Origin of the sequence: Gottschalkia acidurici 9a (genome assembly GCF_000299355.1) — a bacterium.
GTDB classification, from domain to species: domain Bacteria; phylum Bacillota; class Clostridia; order Tissierellales; family Gottschalkiaceae; genus Gottschalkia; species Gottschalkia acidurici.
This window is the reverse complement of the sequence record NC_018664.1, coordinates 2881170-2901901: the sequence shown is the minus strand read 5'-3', so window position 1 is coordinate 2901901 and position 20732 is coordinate 2881170. Positions and strand designations below refer to the sequence as shown.

Below are 20732 nucleotides of genomic sequence, written 5' to 3'. Positions count from 1 at the left end.
TTTAATGAAGATTTAATATTAGATAAAAGAGTATCAATTGTTACTATAAACTTATACAAAAAGCCCTTTAATTTATAAATTAAGGGGCTTTTGTATATACATTTACTCTAGGCTATCCTCGTAGGCTACATTATCAAAATTATCTTCTAAATATCCAGCTCCAAACTTATGCATCATTTCTAAGATAGGGATTATTTTTTTTCCTAGATCTGTTAATCCATATTCAACTTTTGGAGGAACAACTGGAAATACTTTTCTGTATATAAGCTTATCTTCTTCGAGACCTCTTAGCTGTTGAGTAACCATTTTTTGAGTAACATTTGGAAGCTTTCTCTTAATTTCCATAAATCTTAATTCCTTATAGCTTAGATACCATAAAATTAATATCTTCCATTTTCCTGAAAGTATTCTTTGAACTAAGGTCATAGGGCAAATGTCATACTTCAAGCAGTGCTCTCTCATATAGCATTCTTCATGTTTCTTCACACAATCTGTCATTCTAACCACCTCTCTAATAGTATCTTTTAGGGTACTATATAACTAAAAAGTGCCTAATTGCCAAAAAGATATTTAATATATATTATCATATTATAGCAAATAGTTAATTTTTTAAAAGAATAAATAATATTGTAAAAAACAAAACTAGTAATGAGTAAAAAATATTATTAAATAAGGAGATGTAAAAAATGAGTAAGGTAATTTATATCAAAGCAAATGCTAAACCCGAAGGAGCATCAAGAACTTTTAGAATTTCTGACAGCTTTGTTGAATCATATAGAGAAAGTCATCCTAATGATGAGATTATAGTATTAGACCTATACAAAGAAAATATGGGTTTCCTAACAGAAGAAGATGTTGCTCTCCATAATGTTAAGCCTGGCGAAGGTAAGAATTATCCAGTGTTGAAATACGCATATCAATTCCTTGAAGCAGATAAGTTTATAATTTCAGCACCATTTTGGAATTTGAGCTTTCCAGCAATACTTAAAGCATACCTTGATTACGTAACTGTAAGTGGTATCACATTTAAATATACATCACAAGGACCGGTTGGATTATGTGAAGGAAAAAAAGCTATACACTTTGTTACAAGAGGAGGAGCTTACTCACAAGAGCCATTATCAGATTTTGAATTAGGAGATAGATACTTAAGAACACTTCTTGGGTTCCTTGGAATAAGAGATTTTACTACTTTTGCACGTGAAGATATGGATAGAAGTGATACAAATGTTGAATTGGTTGTATCAGATGCAATTAAAGAAGCACAAGAACTAGCAAAAAATTTCTAGATTTTTAGGATTATTTTATAGATGTAGGTTTTAAAATTATTTACATCTTATAATAAAACCTACATCTTATTTAATGAATCTAAAGGCCAAACTTATTTACGATATTTAATTATTTAAATAATACATAGAAAAGGGGTATTAATATGGACTACTTAAATAATTTAGAGAACAGCATTAGGGAAATTTGTAATGAATGCTCTGAGAGAGAGACAGAAAAATGTAGTTATAGAAAGTGTAATATTGGATTTGGAGACTATGTTGTTAAAAATATCAAGGATAAGTCTATATATTTTATACCTGACGGAGAAAGCTTAATTCCAAAAGACGATTTTAAGTATTATGATGAAAAGGTAATTGCTAGTGGAATAGCTAACATATGTAGATTATGTAAGGACTGTAATGAAAAACACAATGAGAACTGTGTTATAGCTTTAGCTAGGAGAACTTTAGAGTATACACAGTTGAAAAGTAAAGTATCATATCCAGGAAATGCAATTCTTTACTTAATGAATGTGTCTAAGGAAAGACCAGAGTTTGCAGAGTTAATAAAACAAGAATATATGAGAATAGGATAATTTAATACATCTTAAGAATATATAGCTTTAATAGTCACCCCTTATATATAATAAAGAGCATCTACAGAATTGACTGTAGATGCTCTTTATTATATATAAATGTAAAGATAAACAAATCAAAATATTTTTTAATTTAGGTGTAACTTTTTCTATTATTTTTCGTGTAAACATTAGGAGAGTAAAATTAATGTACTAATTTTAAATTTGAATGGAGGTGATATTTATTTGTGAAGATAATATATTAATGGACAAGGTTAAAAATGGTGATAAAAAAGCATTTGAGCAGCTTGTTTTGAAACATAGGTTAAAAGCAACTGGATTTGCATTTACTTTCATAAGGGATGCTTATATGGCAGAGGATATTGTACAGGAGAGCTTTGCATCCATATACGTAAATAGAACTAGTTACAAGTCTAAAAATACATTCAAAACATTCTTATTTGCAGTAATAAGAAATAAGTGTATAGACTTTATACGCAAAAACAAAGATTCTAATATAATAAGTTCAGATGATGTTAATATAGCAAGTTCAGATTTAACTCCATACGAGTTACTGGAACAGCAAGAGAGATTAAAATATTCGTTACGGTTACTCGACAGATTAAATTATAATTATCGTATGGCATTTTGCCTTTATGAGATTTATGGATTTAGCTATAAAGAAATTTCTGAAATTATGAATAAGTCATTGCCACAAATAAAAATCATCCTTTATAGGTCAAGGAAGAATATTCAAAAATATATTAAGGAGAATATGCAGAATGAAAAATGAAAAAGAGTTTTTACAAGAGATGTGGTTAAAGGTAGATTCTTTAGAGCGTGAAAAACTTGAGAGAGATCGTGCAAAAGAACTTAATAGAAAACTTACTATTAAATCAATAAGTATTGCTACTTTTGCAATAATATTTTTTTGATTACTGCATTATGCCCACAGTCTATTGCTGATGGAATATATCCTTTAACAATTGGTACATTACTTATAACTTTCACATTTGAATACTTATCAATTAATAAATGGGAGGACAAAATTTATGGAGATTAAAATATCTAATCTTACTAAAAGATTTGGTACGAAAACAGTGCTTGATAATATAAATCTTGAAATACCAAGCGGGATGTTTGGATTGCTTGGTAGAAATGGAGCAGGTAAAACCACTCTTATGCGTATACTTACTACACTTTTAATAAAAAATGAAGGATCAGTAACAATATGTGGTGTTCCAGTTGAAAATACAAAAGATATTAGAAAAACAATAGGGTATTTGCCACAAGATTTTTCTATGTATCCAAATATGACAGTCTATGAAGTTATGGATTACTTAGGCATACTATCTGAAATACCTAAACATGAAAGAAAAGATATTATTCTAAAACTATTAGATAAAGTTAATTTACTTGATTGTAAAAAAGTAAGGGTTAAAGCCCTATCAGGAGGTATGAAACGAAGACTTGGAATTGCACAAGCTATTATGCATAATCCAAAGGTTTTAATAGTTGATGAACCAACAGCAGGGCTTGATCCTGAAGAACGTATACGTTTTAGAAACTTACTATGTGAAATAGCAAAGGATAGAATTATTATTCTTTCAACTCATATTGTAGGAGATATTGAAGCAACTTGTGAAAACATTGCAATTCTAAATAGTGGTACAGTTATTTATAGTGGTACAACTAATGAACTTAAAGAACTAGCAAGTAATAAAGTCTATACTGTTACTAAAAACCACAAGGATTTAAATAAGATTAAAGACAAATATATAGTGACCTCGATGATTTCACAAGGTGTAAACGCAACACTTAGAATTATATCGGACAGTAAACCTGATGAGGATGCTGTTCCATGTGAACCTACTATTGAAGATGGATATATGCTATTGATGGGAGGTCAGGCAAAATGAGTTTGTTTTTTAGGGAATGTAGAAATATATTAAAGAGTTATATATACTATGCTTTTATTGTGGTTGTATTACTATTTTATATTTCTCAAATGGGCTTTACTACAAAAGAGGATTTAAAAGAGATGATTTCACCGCCAGTTAAAAAAGATATGCAATCACATTACGCACCTTATGGACTTAAAAAGGTTTCACCATCAAAGGATATGATACCAGAAGCAGTTGATAAGTTATATGGAGAATATAAGGATAATTCATATGTTACATATCCATTAGGAATATATAAGAGGGTTAAATTAAATGATAGTGAAATAAAAAGAATAGAGCCTATCATTGAGGAGATAGCAGGACAAAGCATAGAAGAGTTAGAGCAGATATGGGAGAATAATAGTTATGATACTTTTCCAGTTGATGAAAATATAAGGCTCGAGAGATTTTATGAACTAATGGAAAAGGTAGGGGAAGTTTTAGGTGTAGGGCTTTCTTATAAGCAAGATGTTATTGATAGATTTACTCGTGTACCTATTACCTATGAAGAAGCAGTTCAGGAATATGAACATATGGTTGAAAATAATAAATTTAAATATGAGTTCCCATCTTGGATGAATGGATATGCACGTTTGTTTTGTGACTATATTGGTATTGTCATGGGGATATTTCCTATATTTGTAGCAGTGTTTATGTCTATTAAAGATAATCGTAGTAAAATGTCTGCACTTGTTTATTCAAGAAGTGCATCATCATCAAAGATTGTTCTATCTCGATATTTTTCTCTTATTTTTATGATGATATTACCAGTAATAGCAATAGGAATTAAAGAAACGACTACCTTTATGGTATTTGCAAATAATCAAAACTTTAATATTGACGCATTCGCATTTATAAAATATATAGCTTGGTGGATAATTCCTACGATAATGATTGTTACAGCTGTAGGAATACTTTTAACTACACTTACAGATACGCCAGTAGCTATATTAGTAGGATTAATTATGTGGTGTTTTAGCGTAGCTAGTATAGAACTCACAGGTGATTATCCACTTCTAGGATTATTTATTCGTCATAATAGTGAAAATGAGGGCACTTTAATTATAGAAAACTTTAGTGAAATTATGTTAAATCGTGTTGCAATCACAGGTTTTGCATTATTAATAGTTATAGCAACTGTATTTATATATGAACAGAAAAGGAGGGGTAAGCTTGACATTAGTTCAAAGATTGGAAAATGGAATCGATTTAATAAAGTCGAATCTAAAACTAATCACCATAACTAATTTAGCACTTTCAGTTGTATTTCTGTTTTGTTTACCATTTCTTCAAGGAGTAGAAAATCTTGATGCTGTATCTAGTGCAACTTGTCTTGAAAGTTTTGTATCCATAATTGGAATTATATTAATAGTTCCTATACTTGCCCCAGAGGAACCGGTAGAAATTAATGAAATAGTATCATCTAAGTCTATGACAAAGCTTATACCTTATGCAATTAGACTAGCTTCAAGCTTATTTATATCTTTTATCATAATTGGAGTTTTCACGCTGTTTTTAAAGTATAATGGTTGTAATTTTCCACTTACCAAATATATGATAGGCACTTTTTTATCAGCTGCATTTCTAGGAAGCTTTGGACTTTGTTTTTCAGCAATCACAGGAAATACTATATTTGGATACATGTTTTCTATAGGGTATCTCATTTTTAATAGGATGTCCAAAAATGAATATCTAGGTAAATTTGATGTATTATCTATGCAACGTGGTAGTTTTGAAGAAAAGTACTGGCTACTATATGGTAGTATTGCTTTGATTTTAATTACTATAATGATAAAATGGTTAAAAAGAAGGCTAAGATAAAAAGTTATATTATTTTATTAAGAACATAAAATAATAAGAAGTATATATGAAGGCTAGATAAACTCATTATATTCTTTCTGTTTGTATAGAATATTATTATGATTTGGTGTTTAAGTTAGAGAGGGATTAAAATGGATAAAGATTTACTTGAAATACAAGAAGAAATAGATAGAGTTTTTGATCTCCAGATGAATTATAAATGGAAGCTTAGACAAAGTACTGCAAGAGATAGGATTAAAAAACTAAAGATGCTTAATAATTGTATATTAAATAATAAAGAAGAGATTCAAAAGGCTATATATAAAGATTTTAAAAAGCCAGAGGAAGAAGTTCTTTTAACAGAAATCTATCCAGTTACCTCAGAGATAAAGCATACAATAAAGAATCTAAATAGGTGGATGAAGAGTAAGAAGGTAAGGACTCCTTTAAGTCACTTTGGAGCAAAAAGTAAAGTGAGGTATGAACCAAGAGGAGTATCTTTAATAATGTCACCATGGAACTTTCCTTTTCAACTAACTATGGATCCACTTGTTTCTGCTATTGCAGCAGGAAATTGTGTAACAGTTAAACCATCAGAATTTAGTCCACATACAACTGACTGCATAAGAAAAATACTTTCAGAAGTATTTGAAGAAAATGAAGTAGCTGTTTTTGAGGGAGATTATAAAGTTGCTCAAAAGCTACTTAAAAAACCTTTTGACAATATATTTTTTACAGGTAGCCCTTCGGTAGGAAAGATAGTAATGGAAGCTGCTGCAAAGAACCTTACTACAGTTACTCTTGAACTGGGGGGAAAGTCTCCTGTAATAATTGATGACACGGCAGACCTAGAGAAAGCAGCTCAAAGAGTGGTATGGGGAAAATGCCTAAATGCAGGGCAGATATGTGTGGCACCAGATTACTTATTTGTACCAGAGAATAAAGAGGAAGAGTTTGTTAAACTAATGAGTAGATATATTAAGCATTACTACGGTTCTATTGATAAGGTTACGGATGACTTAAAATACTGTAGAATAATCACAAAAAGACATTTTAATAGAATAGTAGGACTCATAGATGATGCTGTATCTAAGGGAGCAAAGATAAAAGTAGGAGGACACTATGAAGAATCCGAGAACTTTATATCTCCAACAATACTTACAGACATACCTTTAGATAGCAATATATTAGGGGAAGAAATATTTGGGCCTGTACTTCCTATAATCAAATATAAGAATATTGATGAGGCAATAAACTATATCAATTCAAAACCAAAACCTTTAGCTCTTTATATATTTAGCCAAGATAATAAAGCTGTTGACTATATATTAGATCATACAGAATCTGGAGATATATCAGTAAATGATGTAGTAATTCATGTGGGAAATACCAATTTACCGTTTGGTGGTATTAATAATAGTGGTATCGGAAAATCACACGGTTATCACGGCTTCATGGCATTTACCCATGAGAGATCTTATTTTAAACAAGCAAAGACATCAACAATATCAATGCTATATCCACCATTTAAAAACTCAACCAAAAGTATAATCGAGAAAATGATAAAATATTTTTAGTTACTTATCGTCTAAATCTAGTAAAATATCAGATGGAACTTATAATAATTAAAGAAATAATGATGAAAAAAGCCAATGAAAGTTGGCTTTTTTTTATTTGCGTAAATTAATGTAATGTTTCATATGAAAACTTTGGGCTCTTATTTACTATCTTTAAAATAAAGAACGTAGCGATACATAGAAACAAATATATATCGAAAATATTTCTAGACGCATACAATAGACTTTTTAAATGAATTGTGCTATACTTAATGCATACAATTATCATGAAATTGTAACTATTAATAAGACTAAAGGAGAAAGCATGAAGAATATACATGTGAAAACAAAAAACTTAACAAAGATAGCTATAATGAGCTCATTAATATGCATTGCTACATATCTTTTTAAAATACCATCAATTAACGGATATACTCATTTAGGAGACTGTATGATTTTTATATCTGTACTGATTCTAGGTTGGAAAAAAGGTGCTTTAGCTGGAGGAATAGGAGGCGCCTTAGCGGACTTTTTAGGAGGATATATGCAGTGGGTATTGCCAACGTTTATTATTAAAATTTGTATGGGTGTAATCATGGGTTTAATGGCAGAAAGGTTATTTCCAAAGCTAAAATATGGTTGGCTAATAGGTGCTTTTGTAGGAGGGGCTTTTCAAGTTGCAGCTTATACGCTTGTTAAAATACCTCTAGCTGGTTGGGGTTATGCAATTTCAAGTTTTCCTACAGTAACAATGCAGACAATAAGTAGTATAGTAATAGCATTTATATTGGGATCTACATTATTAGCATCTGGAACAATAAAAAAGTTAAAGGAGATATAGATTATGAAGAAAATAGATGCACATTCACATATAGGTGTTTTTGGTGGCTGGGCTGGAGTAAGTATAGATACAGAAGAGTTAATTAAGCAAATGGATGAATATGAAATAGAAAAAACAATTTTATGTAGTAGTAATGCTACTAATAATGACACTATATCTGAAGCATTTAAGAAGTATCCTGATAGATTTTTACCAATAGTATTTGCAAATCCTTGCGAAAAGAATGCTGTTGAAAGTATAAATTATTATATTAAAGAACAAGGGTTTCTAGGCATAAAGTTACACCCACTTATGCATTCGTATGTGGCTGATTCAAAGATGCTAGATCCTGTAATGGAAACGGCTGAAGACTTAAATATACCAGTATTTATTCACTGTGGACATCCGCCATTTTCATTACCTTGGAGTATAGGTTTATTAGCTGAACGTTTTCCAAATGTCAAAGTGATAATGATACATATGGGTCATGGTCACGGAGTATATATAGATGCTAGTTTAAAAATGGCTAAGCGTTACCCTAATCTTTATCTTGAGATGTCAGGGATGCCTATGAATAGTAAGATTAAACAAGCATATGATGAAGTTGGTAAAGATAGAATAATGTTTGGAATAGATACTCCATTTCATCACCCAACTATAGAAATTCAAAAAGTGCTGACAAGTGGTTTAGATGAACAAGGATTAGAAGATGTTTTTTATAACAATGCAGCTAAATTGATGAACTTAAAGTAAAGTTTACTTAAAAGTATATAATAGATTGAGAAAGAGTATTTGTTTTTTCTAAAATCAAATACTCTTATTATATTTTTAAGTAACATACTTTGTTCTTAAAAACTCTTATTAAAATCTATATACATCTAGGGATAAATCATACCATATAGTATAGTTATACTAGTACTCTTTTTTATTTAGCTCTCTACGTGATAAGAAATATATTATTAAATTTAATATAGCATTAACTATAACAAAAGTTAAAAGCTCTTGTTTCTGAAACTCTTGTAAATGTCTAGATCTCATACCTATAGTTCCTTGCGAATATGGAAAATAAGCAAGGAGATTATTATTTATAAATAGTAATAAAAATCCCACAAACGATCCCCCAGTTGCTATTCCTATAGGCGCAGTAAAACTGTTAGTTTTAATGGATAAGAACAATTGAAGGTTTAAGATAGTTATGCCACCTATCCAACTGATAATGATCCATCTAAGAAGCTTAAGTGATATAGTTAAATCAATTGATAAGTTCAAAATTATTGCTATAACTATATATAAAATATAGAAGATTAATTGAAGTAACAGTAAATAATAGCTGAGTGTAAAAAGCTTACCTAAAATCAATTTTTCATTGCTTATAGGCAAGGCTCTCATCCTTTGCCAATTTTTATTCTTCTTTTCAAGGTTACAACAAATAGAAGCCATAAGAGAAATTATAATTGGGTAAAAAATTTGACTATAATAAAATGCAGACTGTCCCCAGAGACCTATTATTTGATTACCGTCACGCTCAAAGACCTCTCTATTTAATAAAAACATAGAAGTACCTATAAACAAACTAAATGCTATAAAGAATAATCCCGTAAAAAGCACTCCACTTTTTTTCATTTTTTTATTTTCTATTTTAAAGAGATTTATCATACTTATCCTCCTTAATAATTATGTTTTCCATAGATATTTCTTAGTATAAAAAATAGTATAAGGTATATACAAATATAGATTAAATGTATATTTAAGTTACCTGATTTTTCATAGTAATGCGCTACTCCATCAATACCAATCATTCTAGATGGTGATAATTCAGTATAAAGGCACCAAGGTATTAATCTTGTAATAAACTTTGGTAGTCTAGAAAATGAAAAGCTTAAAAAAGCACCGAACAATGATACTCCAATTCCTATAACTTGCTTTTCAAATCGCAAAGATAAAAAAACTTGAATAACTATGAGTATAAAGCTAACTACTATAGAACTTAAAAAGTGATAAAATATCATCTCTAATCCTATATTTATTTTTACAATTGAACTAACTGCAAGAATAAGAAAAGTTTCTAGTAAAGATAAAAATATAAAAAACATATTAGATAATAATATTTTTGATATAAATAACTCCTTTAGATTTTGATTTGAGGTTAAAAAGCAATTTAAAGGTATTTCCTATATGCTCTATACTTGATATTTTAGATGTAAATAATCCTATAGCTATAGAAAAAAATAAGCCATTAAGACTTGCAAAAAGAGCCACTATCTTTGGTAAGGTTTCCATATCTGAAGGATTAATAGTTTGTAACTGAGAAGCAGCAATAGCCCATAAGCTACCAATTAAAAATAATAGAAAGGGAATAACAAATGACCTTGTATTTTTAGTTTTTAAGAACTCTATCTTTAGCATTTGAATCACTATAAAACACCTCCACGAGATGTGATTTCTAGAAAGATATTTTCTAGAGATTTCTTTATTTTTTTTACTTCATAAATAGAAATCTCATTTTTTACAAGACACTTTATTATCTTAGAAATATGATCATTACTATATATAGGTAAGATTAAATCATTTTCTTTGATTTCTATTATTTTATAAGACTCTTTAATTAAAGTCTTTCTAGCATCTATAGGATTATTTACTTTTATAAGGATACTTCCATCATCTTCTAAGTTAGACAGAGATCCTTCATAAATCAGTTTTCCTTGATCTATAATCCCAACTGTAGTGGCTATTTGTTCAATCTCAGATAAAAGATGGCTAGATATCATTACAGTCATGCCATATTTTCTTGGTAAACTTCTAATAAGTTCTCTCATTTCTTGAATGCCAGCGGGATCAAGTCCATTGGTTGGCTCATCAAGAATTAGTAACTTTGGAAACTTCACAATAGCGAGAGCTATACCAAGCCTTTGCTTCATTCCTAAAGAATAGTTTTTAACTAGCTTATTTTTATGTTTTTCTAATCTTACAATTTCTAATGCTTCATTAATGTTTGATTTCGGAAAGTTTAGTAGTTTTTGCATTATTTCAAGATTTTCGTATCCTGTTAAGTTTCCATAATAAGAAGGCTCTTCTATCAAAGAACCTGTATTAAAAAGTATAGAATCCGTATTTTCAGCTAAATTTTTTTGAAAAATTTCGATTATACCACCAGATGGCTTCATAAGTCCTAAGAGCATTTTCATTGTAGTTGATTTACCTGCACCATTTGAGCCTAAAAATCCATAAATCTCTCCCTCTTTTACTGAAATAGAAAGATCATTTACACTTTTCATTTGATTTGAGAAGACTTTACTTAAATTTGATGTCTTTATTATTGTACTCATTTTTCAACCCCCACATTTAAATTCAAACTTATCTTAACATTACGTCCTTACATTTACCTTGAAGCAGCCTTACTTTTACCTTACTTTATAATTTTGAGAGAAAATGTAATTGTAGGTATGTTATAATAAGATTGATTTTAGGGGGTGAAGTAATGGGAAGACTATATAAAGAAAGAAAAATACTTATAGTAGATGATGAAAAGGAATTGCTGGAAATGGTAAAAGATATCTTATTGCAAGAAGGATATACGAATATAGTTACAGCAAGTACGGTTAAAGAAGCTATTATACAGTTTGAACATTCAAAACCTCATTTAGCAATTTTAGATGTCATGTTACCAGATGGAGAAGGGTATGAAATATGTAGATATATTCGTAGTAAGTCCGACATTCCAATTCTTTTCCTGACTGCGAAGGATGAAGATGAAGATTTATATAAAGGATTGGAACTTGGTGGAGATGATTATATTATAAAGCCATTTTTACCTAAAGAATTACTTCTAAGAATTATAGCTATACTAAGAAGATCATACAAAGAGGATGAAAAGTCCATTGTTCCTATAGCAGGTGGAATTATAAATTTTGGAAAAGCGCAATCTATAATTAATGGTAAAGTATTTCCACTTACTGCAAAGGAACATGAGATATTACAGATTCTTTATCGAAATAAAAACTATATTGTAACGATTGATAATATATGTCAATATATTTGGGGAGAAAATTACTTTGGATATGAAAATTCTTTGATGGCACATATAAGAAGAATAAGGGAAAAGATAGAAGTGAATCCATCTTCACCCGTGAATCTTGTTACTATAAAAGGTCTTGGATACAAACTAATTATAAGGGAAGATGATTAAATGAATCAGCTAAGTAAAGCTTTAAAAAAATCATTATTATTTATAATCATATCTATTATAGTGCTTATATTTTCAAATATTTTTATTACAGCATTTGTTTTTCGTGATATTAGTAATAAAAATGAACTTTTTAAAATTGAACGAGTTATGAAAGCAGTAAGCAATGCTTTGACTATCGAAGGTACCCAATATACTATAAAGGACAGCGGTATAGATGAGCTTAATAATAATAGAGCTTGGAGTATGCTTATAGATAAAGATGATGGAAATGTAAAATGGAGCATCTATCTTCCCAAAGAAATACCTATAAAATATTCTGCTACAGATGTCTCAAAATTTTCGCGGTATTATTTAAAGGATTATCCCGTCTTTACTTGGGAGCATGATGAAGATTTACTAGTTGTTGGATTCCCAAAAGATAGCTATACAAAAATTCCATCTAATTATTATTATATAGATACTATAAAGAAACTTCCAATATTTATAATTTATATAATATTATTTGATATAATAGCATTGCTTATCTTATTTTTTATTATGGACTACTTTACTATGAAAAAAATTAATCCTACAGTTGAAGGAATTAAAAACTTAAAGGATGGAACTCTTATTAACCTAGAAGAAAAAGGCACATTTGCTGAGATTAATGCTAACTTGAATAAGACCGCACAAGTGTTATCAAGAAAAGACAAAGTAAGGGCGGACTGGGTTACAGGTGTGTCACATGATGTAAGGACACCACTGACAATGATTATAGGTAATATAGATTATTTGAAAAGAAATGAACACCTTACTGAGGGAGTACAATCTAAATTAGATATAATCGAAAATCAATGTCTTAAAATAAAAAGTCTTGTGAATGATTTAAATCTTTACTCTAAAATAGAGCATAATACAAAGTTCTTAAAAGGAGAAAGATTTAATATAGCTTCACTTCTTAGAGAAATCATTGTAGATTATATCAATAACTTGAAAGATGAAAAGTATAATATAGATTACGAATTAGATGATGTATTAAATGATGCTTATATATTTGGAGACAAGACTATGTTAAAACGGGCTTTAGAAAATATGATTAACAATAGTATGATACACAATCCTGATGGCTGTAATATTCACCTTTCATCAACTATTAAAGATAAAAATTTAATAATAATTATTAAAGACGATGGCATAGGGATGAATATGAGTGCAAAAAATAGATCTATAGAAAAGAATATGTATAGATATGAAGAGGAAGATTTATTAAATTTAAAGCATGGCCTAGGACTGATTATATCAAAGAAAATAATAGATAGTCATGGGGGAAATTTAGAAATAGAAACAAAGGAGAAAGGTGGATTCAAGAACTTAATAATGATACCTCTTTGAATGAAGGAATGAAGAGATATCATTTTTTTATTTTAGGTTTATATATACTAAGGTAATTAATCAAAACCCCCAGACTAAATTATTGTTGACATAAATAATATGCTTATACTCATACAGTATAGTATGGAATTACAAGTATTTTACTCGTTAATATTCTGTATGGGAGGGCATATATGGAGAATCAAGGAACTTTTCTTTTAATACTTCAACTAGGTACGGGTTTGTTTTGGATTATTACATATATACTTATTATAAAGCGTGGATTTCAGGATAAAACATATGGAATGCCGATGGTAGCTATCTGTGCAAATATTTCATGGGAATTCATCTTCTCCTTTATCTATGTACACAATACCCTACAAAGGATAATAACATTTAGTTGGTTCGCACTAGATGTTGTCATTATGTTTCAATATCTAGTTTATGGACGAAAGGAGTTTAAGAAGTATATTTCACGAAAGTTTTTCTATTCATTATTTTTCATAACATTAGGCGTAAGTTTTTTAACCATTATTTCCATAACACTTGAATTCAAAGACTTTCAAGGACAATACTCTGCTTTCTCACAGAATTTAATGATGTCGGGATTATTTATATCTCTACTTTTAAGAAGAGAGAATTTAAACGGTCAGTCTATATATATAGCTATTTTTAAAATGATAGGAAGTTTATTTGCGGGAATTGCTTTCTTTATATACTTTAGAACATACTTAATCACCACTGTTTCAGTAGCAACTTTGATTTATGATTGTATTTATATTAGATGTGTGAGCAAAATGCATAGAAAAAATCTTAGTGATAAGGTGAGCTACTCAGCTTATCATTAAAGTTTCATATAAAAATTAAAAAGATGGTGTTTTAAAACACCATCTTTTTAGATTAATATTAATAGTTAGATTTATATCATTAGTATCTTTTACGTCTACTTACCCAAGAGAATCTATTTATTGAGATGTATAAAGCACTTAGGAATATAAAGAACAGTAGACATAAGAATGCATTTAGGATAAATCTATGTAATCCTAATGCGTTTAAATCGATAAAAACATAAGGATATTTATCAGTGAAAAATCCATATAGTAAATATCCCAAATAATAAACTATAGGATATATATTCCAATAGATAATATATTTCCACTTATAAGTTTTTCGTTCTTCTGTCAAAAGCCAATCAATTATATAGGCAAAAGGTATAATATAGTGGGTTATTACATGTATATAGTGTCTATATCCTGTAGTTCCATATACAGGTTCAAGAAAAAGAAAGAAGATTATACCTGTAATGGAGATATATACAGCAACAGCACCTCTTATATTTGTTGGGATTAGAAATTTGTTGTTCCCAGTTAGTGTATATATAATTGAACACGTGGACCATATTAGAACCATAATATTTGTTTGAATGGTGAAAAGCTTTAAAGTACTAAGTGCTCCTTGTACTAGTCCATAAGATTGGTGAACACCGTTAATTTCAAATATATAATTTACGACAATAGCTATCCATCCAATAACAGAATATATAATTCTGTATAGTAAAATAAGACTGTTATCATTCTTTATCATATAAACCTCCACACATTCCATAGTCAATATTATAATCACCAAAGTATGAAAAAGTATGCACTATAACTACCATGGTAATTTTTTAAAAAAGAGATAAATTTAACAACATAGATAAGCTTAAGTTATTGATACTTACAGGCATACGTGATATACTTACCTAGGTAAGTAATATTTGAATAAATATATTAAGGAGAAAAAATAAATGAACTTATATGGTCACAAGGTAAACCAATTAGGAAGATATTTCAATAAAAAGTTAAATGAAAAAATTTCATCATTAGGCTTATATTCTTCTCAGTGGGGAATTATATTGTATTTATATAAAAAAAAGAAATGTACACAAGTAGAACTTAGCAATTATCTACATGTAGAAGCTCCAACAATTACAAGGACAATAAACCGAATGGAAAAAATGGGATGGGTAATTCGTGAAGATGGAGATGATAAGCGCGAAAAATATATAAGATTAACTGAAAAAGCATATGATATATACCCAAGGTGGGATGAGGCTTCTAGAGAAATAGAAACAGCGTGTACGGAAAATATAACAAAAGGGGAACTTAATATATTTAACAGTGTTCTAGAAAGAATGATTAGAAATTTAGAATAAGGGGATTATTTATGGCAGGAAAAATTAATGAATTAGACGAACTATTAGATGATAATGTAGGAATGAATTTTAAGTATATTACTAGAGTTATTGTATTTCTAACAGGAATATTTGTACTAGCTTTAGGCGCAGCTACTGTAATTGAGGCGAACTTAGGAGTGGCAACATGGGATGTGTTACATATTGGATTATCCAGATTAACGAATCTATCTGTAGGAAGATGGGTACAAATCGTAGGAGTTGCTATGGTTTTAATGACAGCTTTTTTTGAGAAAAAAATACCTTCTATAGCTAGCGCTGTGAATATAATACTAGTAGGTTTTTTTCTTAATTTTATTTTAGACTTAAAAGTACTACCGTCTTTTACAAATTTACTTTCAAGGAGTATAATGTTAATAATAGGTGTTACGACTATGGGAATCGGATCTGGTATGTATGTTGCATCCAGAATAGGTTCAGGACCTAGAGACGGAATGACTCTTTTTATATCTCAAAGGTTTTCAATTTCTGTGAGATTATCTAGAACAATACTTGAAGTTTTAGCATTAACTATAGGGTGGATTATTGGAGGTCCTGTTTCCGTCGGCACATTTATTTCAGTACCTTTAATTGGACCTGTTATGCAATCATCATTAAAATTTTGGGTAAAGCAATTGGCTAAGTTATAAAAATTTATTAATTCATAAAATAAATAATTAGAAAAAGGAGAGAAAATTGAAGCTTAAAAATCTATTATTTATTACGTTAGGAATTATTTTTATGGGAATTGGTATAGTGGGAATATTTCTACCAGTACTTCCAACTACGCCATTTTTGATATTAACTTCAGTATGTTTTGCTAAAGGGTCTTCTAGATTTGACGCTTGGTTTAGAAAGACAAAGATATATAAGGATTATGCGGAGGACTTTATTAAAGATAGATCTATGACACTAGCCAGAAAAGTAAAGATAATGCTAATTTCTGATTTTATGATAGCATTTCCATTGATAATTCTGGATAATGTTTATATTAAAGTATTCATAATACTAGTAGTGATCTTCAAATACTACTATTTTATTTTCAGAATAAAAACTAAAAAAGCATAGTTTATATAAGTTGATTAACATTTCTTTTTCTTTAAATCTAATATATCCTTACTTAAAGATTAACTGCCTGTTTATACCGACAGTTTTATTTCTGTATTCTATTATTTTAAATTAATATTTTGTATTTATTTAAAAACTATTAAAAATAATTTAATTTATAAAAATTACCTTTTAAGAGGTGAACAATAAAATATGTTTATGTATAAAAATCTAATCAATGACTTGAATTGGAATTATAGTGATGAAGTTCAAAGTAAGGCTATAGAAGAATTGAGTAAATTATCAGTAGCAGAAATAAAGAATATTATTCTACCAAATGGAAAGGAACATTGGCATAATGCTGCTATAGTAATTTATAATATAATAAGCAAAAACAAAAATTTAATTCAAAAAGAAGAGGATGAGTTATCTCATTTAATGGAATGGACGCAAGATTTAAATTGGCCAGGATCTTTAACTATAGTAGATAGCTTAAGCTTATTAGATGAAGATTTAGTTGCAAAACTTATAAAGAACACACTAAAAATAGCTCAAAATGAGGGTGATGAAGATTGGATAGATTCTCTAAAATATATAGCAGAAAAACTTGGATACAATAAGGAAAGATAAATCTTAGAATGATGATGATTTTAAGATTTTTTATAATTAATAAATTTTGAGGAATTATGTATGATTGATTTGTTTGAACATACTAAGGCTGGTACAAAAGCCTATATACTATAATTTTCCTAAAGTTTTTATAGTAAGTTTAGCTAATCTTGTATTTTTACCGTTGATAAAAATAGTTATTCAGCAACCTATTAGAATAAAAACTAAAAAAGCATAAAGAATAACAGTCTAGTGATATAACTGTTATTTTTTTGTGCAAATATTAAGAAAATATTAAGATATGCATAGACGATTTATTAAGATTTAGCTGATATCATAACCTTATAGCAAGTAATAAGGGGTGTGATATGGTATGTACAAAATTTCATATAGAGGTGAAGAGACTTGAATATATTAGTTTGTGATGATGATAAAGAAATAGTAGATGCTATAAGAATTTATTTAGAGAACGAAGGATATAGAGTACTTAAAGCTTACAATGGGATAGAAGCTTTGGAAATAATACAGGAAAATGAAATTCACCTTATTATAATGGATATTATGATGCCTAAAATGGATGGAATAAGAGCTACAATGAAGATAAGAGAAGAAAACAGTATACCAGTTATAATGCTTTCAGCCAAATCGGAGGACACTGACAAGATAATAGGATTAAACATGGGGGCTGACGATTATATAACTAAACCATTCAATCCATTAGAACTAATAGCGAGAGTTAAATCTCAACTGAGAAGATATATTACTCTAGGTAGCCTTCAAGCTAAAAGTAATATATATAAAACAGGTGAACTTGTGATAGACGATGAAAGTAAAATTGTAACTGTTGATGGAGAAGAAGTGCGCCTTACTCCAGTGCAATATAAAATATTAAAACTTTTAACTGCAAATGCTGGAAAAGTATATTCTATAGATGAGATATATGAGAAGGTATGGAAAGAAACTGCTTTTAATCCAGAGAATACAGTGTCAGTACACATAAGAAAAATTAGAGAGAAAATTGAGATAAATCCTAAAGAACCAAAATATCTAAAGGTGGTGTGGGGAGTTGGATATAAAGTTGAAAAGTTATAGTCATTCAATAATAACAAAAATTATTGTTTTTATACTTGTAATAGTTTGTTTTACAGGCGGAATTATATCACTTATAAATACGTTAGAAGCTTCTGATGGGGATTTTAAAATGACTTTTGATGACAACTATTTTCTGAGTAGAGAGTATATGTCAGAAAGTACAAGTGTTTTAGAAGATTTAACAAAGTTAATAATAAAATATAAGAGTGAAGAATATGTTTTAAATGGTGGTACAATTACAGAAGAGCAAATAAGAATGGAAGAAGAAAATCTCTTTTCAGATTTTCAAGATAATTCAAATAGATATAATCATTCCTTAAGCTCTGAAGAAAATTATGAAGAATTTAAGAAGATATACGCTACTGAAATTGCTAATATAAAAAGTAAATTAATTCAAAATGATTTGAGAGAATTTAAGATGCTTTTACAAAGATTAAAAGATTACAAAGGAGTTTTGTACTATACAAATGATGGAAAAAATACATTCACTAATAGCTCTGAAGTTGGAAAAGAGTATTTTAAGTCCCATCCTTCATATATGATATTTGAAGGATATGAAACAGAAGTACATCCGGAAGAAATCAAAAATAATGGTCACTATAACTGGATGCTGGAGGATGTAATAGTAAGAGCAACAGAACAAACTAACGAACTAGCACAAGAAAATACCGAAGACCAAGAAAAGAATACAATATATATTGCTTTTACTGAAGAATATTTAAATCCCAAAATTAAAGAATGGAAAGAAAATAAAGAGATAATGACGGATAATATATATAGGTTAGTAGGTTTTTCACTGGGATTGGCTATATCGTTTATATATCTGGCAATAGTTGTAGGAAGAAAGTCTTTTAAAGATAAAGAATTACATTTGAATTCTATAGATAGATTACCTAATGACATCAATCTATTACTATGCTTTACTCTAATGATGTTATCTATAGTGTTTATAGACAATTTAGGGTATAGCGCTCAGAAATTTCATGAACTTAATAAAGTTACAATTCCAATTATATCTTTCATAGCTTCACTTGGATTAATATTGGTTATATCACTGATTAAACATTTTAAGAATAATACGCTTATAAAAAATACATTAACATATACTGTTTGCTATAAATTATATAAATTTATAAGAGACATATATAATAGCGGTAGTGTAGGAGTAAAGATAGTATTAATAGTGATAATATATCCAGCTTTAGTCGCTGGAACATTCTTTATGTTTCCTATAACTATAGGATTAGCAGCTTGGCTAGCACTTAAAAGAGTGAAGCAATTTAATGAAATAAAAGAAGGAGTAGAAAAAATAAAAGATGGAGATATGAATCACGTAATAAATGTATCAGGAGATGGAGAGTTTGGAAAACTTAGTGCTAATATAAATAGCATAACGGACGGATTAAAAAAATCAGTTAATAATGAACTTAAGAGTGAAAGATTAAAAACCGAATTAATTACAAATGTATCACATGATATAAGAACTCCTTTAACTTCTATTATCACTTATGTAGACTTACTAAAAAGGGAAGAAGATAGAGAGAAGTCTCAAGAATATATTGAAATATTAGATCAAAAAGCGCAGAGATTGAAGACCCTAACAGATGATTTATTTGAAGCAACAAAAGCTTCTAGTGGGAGCATTCCAGTAAACTTTGAAAAAATAGATATGATATCTTTGATAACACAAGGATTAGGTGAACTTAATGATAAAATTGAACAGTCAGAATTAAAGTTTAAAATAAATCATCCAAATGATAAAGTTTATGTTAGAGCTGATGGAAAACTATTATGGAGAGTTATAGAAAACCTGTTATCTAATATATTCAAGTATGCTCTTAAGGGCTCAAGGGTATATGTAGATATTGAAGAATCGGAAAATACAGTAAACTTAATAATAAAAAACATATCGGCTTATGAACTAAATATTTCTGCTAATGAGTTAATGGAACGCTTTAAAAGAGGAGATGAGTCTAGAAGTAGTCAAGGTAGTGGATTAGGACTATCTATTGCAAAAAGCTTAATTAGCATTCAGAATGGACAGTTTGATATAGAAGTAGATGGCGATTTATTTAAAGCAACTATTCAGATGAATAAATATAAATTATAAGTAAATTTTAAAAACAATTTTAAAGAAATTAATATTAAAGAATTATTTAATAGTTTAGAATAGAAGGGTATATAATCTATTCTAGACTATTTTTATTTTAAATTTTATCTTGTTTGAGTATAGATGTTAATATGCTATAATTATCTAGTATTATGCTATTTCTT

25 protein-coding genes are annotated in these 20732 nt (G+C 28.9%); 19 read left to right on the top strand and 6 right to left on the bottom strand.

The genetic code is table 11. The features are described from left to right. Positions 1–102: 102 nt before the first annotated feature. Positions 103–498 carry a winged helix-turn-helix transcriptional regulator gene (locus tag CURI_RS13780; RefSeq protein WP_014968886.1) on the bottom strand — a complete coding sequence of 132 codons (396 nt, stop codon included), beginning with the start codon at positions 496–498 and terminating at the stop codon, positions 103–105. Positions 499–686: 188 nt separating this feature from the next. Between CURI_RS13780 and CURI_RS13775 the strand changes: the two genes are divergently transcribed. From CURI_RS13775 to CURI_RS13735, 10 genes are all read left to right on the top strand, one after another. Then, entirely contained in the window at positions 687–1289 is a 603-nt protein-coding gene (locus tag CURI_RS13775) for an FMN-dependent NADH-azoreductase (protein ID WP_014968885.1), read from the top strand. Between the two features lie 143 nt (positions 1290–1432). After that, on the top strand, positions 1433–1864 hold the full coding sequence (locus CURI_RS13770; protein WP_014968884.1) for a hypothetical protein: 432 nt from the start codon (positions 1433–1435) through the stop codon (positions 1862–1864). A 244-nt stretch (positions 1865–2108) separates the two neighbouring features. Then, entirely contained in the window at positions 2109–2636 is a 528-nt protein-coding gene (locus tag CURI_RS15140) for an RNA polymerase sigma factor (protein ID WP_187287405.1), read from the top strand. Continuing rightward, positions 2626–2778, top strand: coding sequence for a hypothetical protein (locus CURI_RS15950; RefSeq protein WP_187287404.1), 153 nt, complete (start codon positions 2626–2628; stop codon positions 2776–2778). The genes CURI_RS15140 and CURI_RS15950 overlap by 11 nt, the downstream gene beginning before the upstream one ends. Before the next feature lie 117 nt (positions 2779–2895). Then, positions 2896–3762 carry an ABC transporter ATP-binding protein gene (locus CURI_RS13760; protein WP_014968882.1) on the top strand — a complete coding sequence of 289 codons (867 nt, stop codon included), beginning with the start codon at positions 2896–2898 and terminating at the stop codon, positions 3760–3762. Further along, positions 3759–5033 carry an ABC transporter permease gene (locus CURI_RS13755; protein ID WP_014968881.1) on the top strand — a complete coding sequence of 425 codons (1275 nt, stop codon included), beginning with the start codon at positions 3759–3761 and terminating at the stop codon, positions 5031–5033. The genes CURI_RS13760 and CURI_RS13755 overlap by 4 nt, the downstream gene beginning before the upstream one ends. Continuing rightward, on the top strand, positions 4960–5607 hold the full coding sequence (locus CURI_RS13750; protein ID WP_014968880.1) for a hypothetical protein: 648 nt from the start codon (positions 4960–4962) through the stop codon (positions 5605–5607). The genes CURI_RS13755 and CURI_RS13750 overlap by 74 nt, the downstream gene beginning before the upstream one ends. A gap of 131 nt (positions 5608–5738) precedes the next feature. Then, a complete protein-coding gene (locus CURI_RS13745; protein ID WP_014968879.1) occupies positions 5739–7163 on the top strand; it encodes an aldehyde dehydrogenase family protein in 1425 nt (474 codons plus the stop codon). 304 nt (positions 7164–7467) lie between these two features. Continuing rightward, a complete protein-coding gene (locus CURI_RS13740) occupies positions 7468–7983 on the top strand; it encodes an ECF transporter S component (RefSeq protein ID WP_014968878.1) in 516 nt (171 codons plus the stop codon). 3 nt (positions 7984–7986) lie between these two features. Next, positions 7987–8715 carry an amidohydrolase family protein gene (locus CURI_RS13735; RefSeq protein ID WP_014968877.1) on the top strand — a complete coding sequence of 243 codons (729 nt, stop codon included), beginning with the start codon at positions 7987–7989 and terminating at the stop codon, positions 8713–8715. Between the two features lie 159 nt (positions 8716–8874). Here the strand turns inward: CURI_RS13735 and CURI_RS13730 are convergent, their stop codons facing one another. The 4 genes from CURI_RS13730 to CURI_RS13715 are packed head-to-tail and all read right to left on the bottom strand — an operon-like array spanning position 8875 to position 11288. Further along, complete coding sequence (locus CURI_RS13730) at positions 8875–9618, bottom strand: ABC transporter permease (RefSeq protein WP_014968876.1); 744 nt, start codon at positions 9616–9618, stop codon at positions 8875–8877. Between the two features lie 11 nt (positions 9619–9629). Next, on the bottom strand, positions 9630–10055 hold the full coding sequence (locus tag CURI_RS13725) for an ABC transporter permease (RefSeq protein ID WP_014968875.1): 426 nt from the start codon (positions 10053–10055) through the stop codon (positions 9630–9632). Between the two features lies 1 nt (position 10056). Further along, positions 10057–10377: an ABC-2 family transporter permease gene (locus CURI_RS13720; protein ID WP_014968874.1), complete on the bottom strand. Its 321-nt coding sequence runs from the start codon at positions 10375–10377 to the stop codon at positions 10057–10059. Then, a complete protein-coding gene (locus CURI_RS13715; protein ID WP_014968873.1) occupies positions 10377–11288 on the bottom strand; it encodes an ABC transporter ATP-binding protein in 912 nt (303 codons plus the stop codon). The genes CURI_RS13720 and CURI_RS13715 overlap by 1 nt, the downstream gene beginning before the upstream one ends. 152 nt (positions 11289–11440) lie before the next feature. On the opposite strand from CURI_RS13715, the gene CURI_RS13710 reads away from it, so the two are divergent. The 3 genes from CURI_RS13710 (at position 11441) to CURI_RS13700 (ending at position 14346) form a co-directional block, all read left to right on the top strand. Then, positions 11441–12148, top strand: coding sequence for a response regulator transcription factor (locus tag CURI_RS13710; protein ID WP_014968872.1), 708 nt, complete (start codon positions 11441–11443; stop codon positions 12146–12148). Further along, positions 12149–13519, top strand: coding sequence for a sensor histidine kinase (locus CURI_RS13705; RefSeq protein ID WP_014968871.1), 1371 nt, complete (start codon positions 12149–12151; stop codon positions 13517–13519). Between the two features lie 173 nt (positions 13520–13692). Then, a complete protein-coding gene (locus tag CURI_RS13700; RefSeq protein ID WP_014968870.1) occupies positions 13693–14346 on the top strand; it encodes a transmembrane-type terpene cyclase in 654 nt (217 codons plus the stop codon). 79 nt (positions 14347–14425) lie between these two features. On the opposite strand, the gene CURI_RS13695 is transcribed toward CURI_RS13700, so the two are convergent. Next, the gene (locus CURI_RS13695) at positions 14426–15082 is read right to left on the bottom strand and encodes a Pr6Pr family membrane protein (RefSeq protein WP_014968869.1); all 657 of its coding nucleotides are present in this window, start codon (positions 15080–15082) and stop codon (positions 14426–14428) included. Between the two features lie 202 nt (positions 15083–15284). Here CURI_RS13695 and CURI_RS13690 point away from each other — a divergent pair, with 202 nt between their 5' ends. The 6 genes from CURI_RS13690 to CURI_RS13665 all read left to right on the top strand — a co-directional run bounded on the left by CURI_RS13690 (position 15285) and on the right by CURI_RS13665 (position 20568). After that, a complete protein-coding gene (locus CURI_RS13690) occupies positions 15285–15692 on the top strand; it encodes a MarR family winged helix-turn-helix transcriptional regulator (RefSeq protein WP_014968868.1) in 408 nt (135 codons plus the stop codon). Positions 15693–15703: 11 nt separating this feature from the next. Beyond that, positions 15704–16360: a YczE/YyaS/YitT family protein gene (locus tag CURI_RS13685; protein ID WP_014968867.1), complete on the top strand. Its 657-nt coding sequence runs from the start codon at positions 15704–15706 to the stop codon at positions 16358–16360. 46 nt (positions 16361–16406) lie between these two features. Continuing rightward, positions 16407–16778: a YbaN family protein gene (locus CURI_RS13680; protein WP_014968866.1), complete on the top strand. Its 372-nt coding sequence runs from the start codon at positions 16407–16409 to the stop codon at positions 16776–16778. 192 nt (positions 16779–16970) lie between these two features. After that, entirely contained in the window at positions 16971–17387 is a 417-nt protein-coding gene (locus CURI_RS13675; protein ID WP_014968865.1) for a DUF5071 domain-containing protein, read from the top strand. A 384-nt stretch (positions 17388–17771) separates the two neighbouring features. Then, the gene (locus CURI_RS13670) at positions 17772–18458 is read left to right on the top strand and encodes a response regulator transcription factor (RefSeq protein ID WP_014968864.1); all 687 of its coding nucleotides are present in this window, start codon (positions 17772–17774) and stop codon (positions 18456–18458) included. Next, entirely contained in the window at positions 18433–20568 is a 2136-nt protein-coding gene (locus CURI_RS13665) for a sensor histidine kinase (RefSeq protein ID WP_014968863.1), read from the top strand. Before CURI_RS13670 ends, CURI_RS13665 begins: the two co-directional genes overlap by 26 nt. The last annotated feature ends 164 nt before the right edge of the window (positions 20569–20732 follow it).

Bases quoted from the DNA above. Each gene is read 5' to 3' on its own strand.
- CURI_RS13780 (WP_014968886.1), bottom strand. From the start codon at position 498: ATGACAGATTGTGTGAAGAAACATGAAGAATGCTATATGAGAGAGCAC.
- CURI_RS13775 (WP_014968885.1), top strand. From the start codon at position 687: ATGAGTAAGGTAATTTATATCAAAGCAAATGCTAAACCCGAAGGAGCA.
- CURI_RS13770 (WP_014968884.1), top strand. From the start codon at position 1,433: ATGGACTACTTAAATAATTTAGAGAACAGCATTAGGGAAATTTGTAAT.
- CURI_RS15140 (WP_187287405.1), top strand. From the start codon at position 2,109: ATGGACAAGGTTAAAAATGGTGATAAAAAAGCATTTGAGCAGCTTGTT.
- CURI_RS15950 (WP_187287404.1), top strand. From the start codon at position 2,626: ATGAAAAATGAAAAAGAGTTTTTACAAGAGATGTGGTTAAAGGTAGAT.
- CURI_RS13760 (WP_014968882.1), top strand. From the start codon at position 2,896: ATGGAGATTAAAATATCTAATCTTACTAAAAGATTTGGTACGAAAACA.
- CURI_RS13755 (WP_014968881.1), top strand. From the start codon at position 3,759: ATGAGTTTGTTTTTTAGGGAATGTAGAAATATATTAAAGAGTTATATA.
- CURI_RS13745 (WP_014968879.1), top strand. From the start codon at position 5,739: ATGGATAAAGATTTACTTGAAATACAAGAAGAAATAGATAGAGTTTTT.
- CURI_RS13740 (WP_014968878.1), top strand. From the start codon at position 7,468: ATGAAGAATATACATGTGAAAACAAAAAACTTAACAAAGATAGCTATA.
- CURI_RS13735 (WP_014968877.1), top strand. From the start codon at position 7,987: ATGAAGAAAATAGATGCACATTCACATATAGGTGTTTTTGGTGGCTGG.
- CURI_RS13730 (WP_014968876.1), bottom strand. From the start codon at position 9,618: ATGATAAATCTCTTTAAAATAGAAAATAAAAAAATGAAAAAAAGTGGA.
- CURI_RS13725 (WP_014968875.1), bottom strand. From the start codon at position 10,055: ATGTTTTTTATATTTTTATCTTTACTAGAAACTTTTCTTATTCTTGCA.
- CURI_RS13715 (WP_014968873.1), bottom strand. From the start codon at position 11,288: ATGAGTACAATAATAAAGACATCAAATTTAAGTAAAGTCTTCTCAAAT.
- CURI_RS13710 (WP_014968872.1), top strand. From the start codon at position 11,441: ATGGGAAGACTATATAAAGAAAGAAAAATACTTATAGTAGATGATGAA.
- CURI_RS13705 (WP_014968871.1), top strand. From the start codon at position 12,149: ATGAATCAGCTAAGTAAAGCTTTAAAAAAATCATTATTATTTATAATC.
- CURI_RS13700 (WP_014968870.1), top strand. From the start codon at position 13,693: ATGGAGAATCAAGGAACTTTTCTTTTAATACTTCAACTAGGTACGGGT.
- CURI_RS13695 (WP_014968869.1), bottom strand. From the start codon at position 15,082: ATGATAAAGAATGATAACAGTCTTATTTTACTATACAGAATTATATAT.
- CURI_RS13690 (WP_014968868.1), top strand. From the start codon at position 15,285: ATGAACTTATATGGTCACAAGGTAAACCAATTAGGAAGATATTTCAAT.
- CURI_RS13685 (WP_014968867.1), top strand. From the start codon at position 15,704: ATGGCAGGAAAAATTAATGAATTAGACGAACTATTAGATGATAATGTA.
- CURI_RS13675 (WP_014968865.1), top strand. From the start codon at position 16,971: ATGTTTATGTATAAAAATCTAATCAATGACTTGAATTGGAATTATAGT.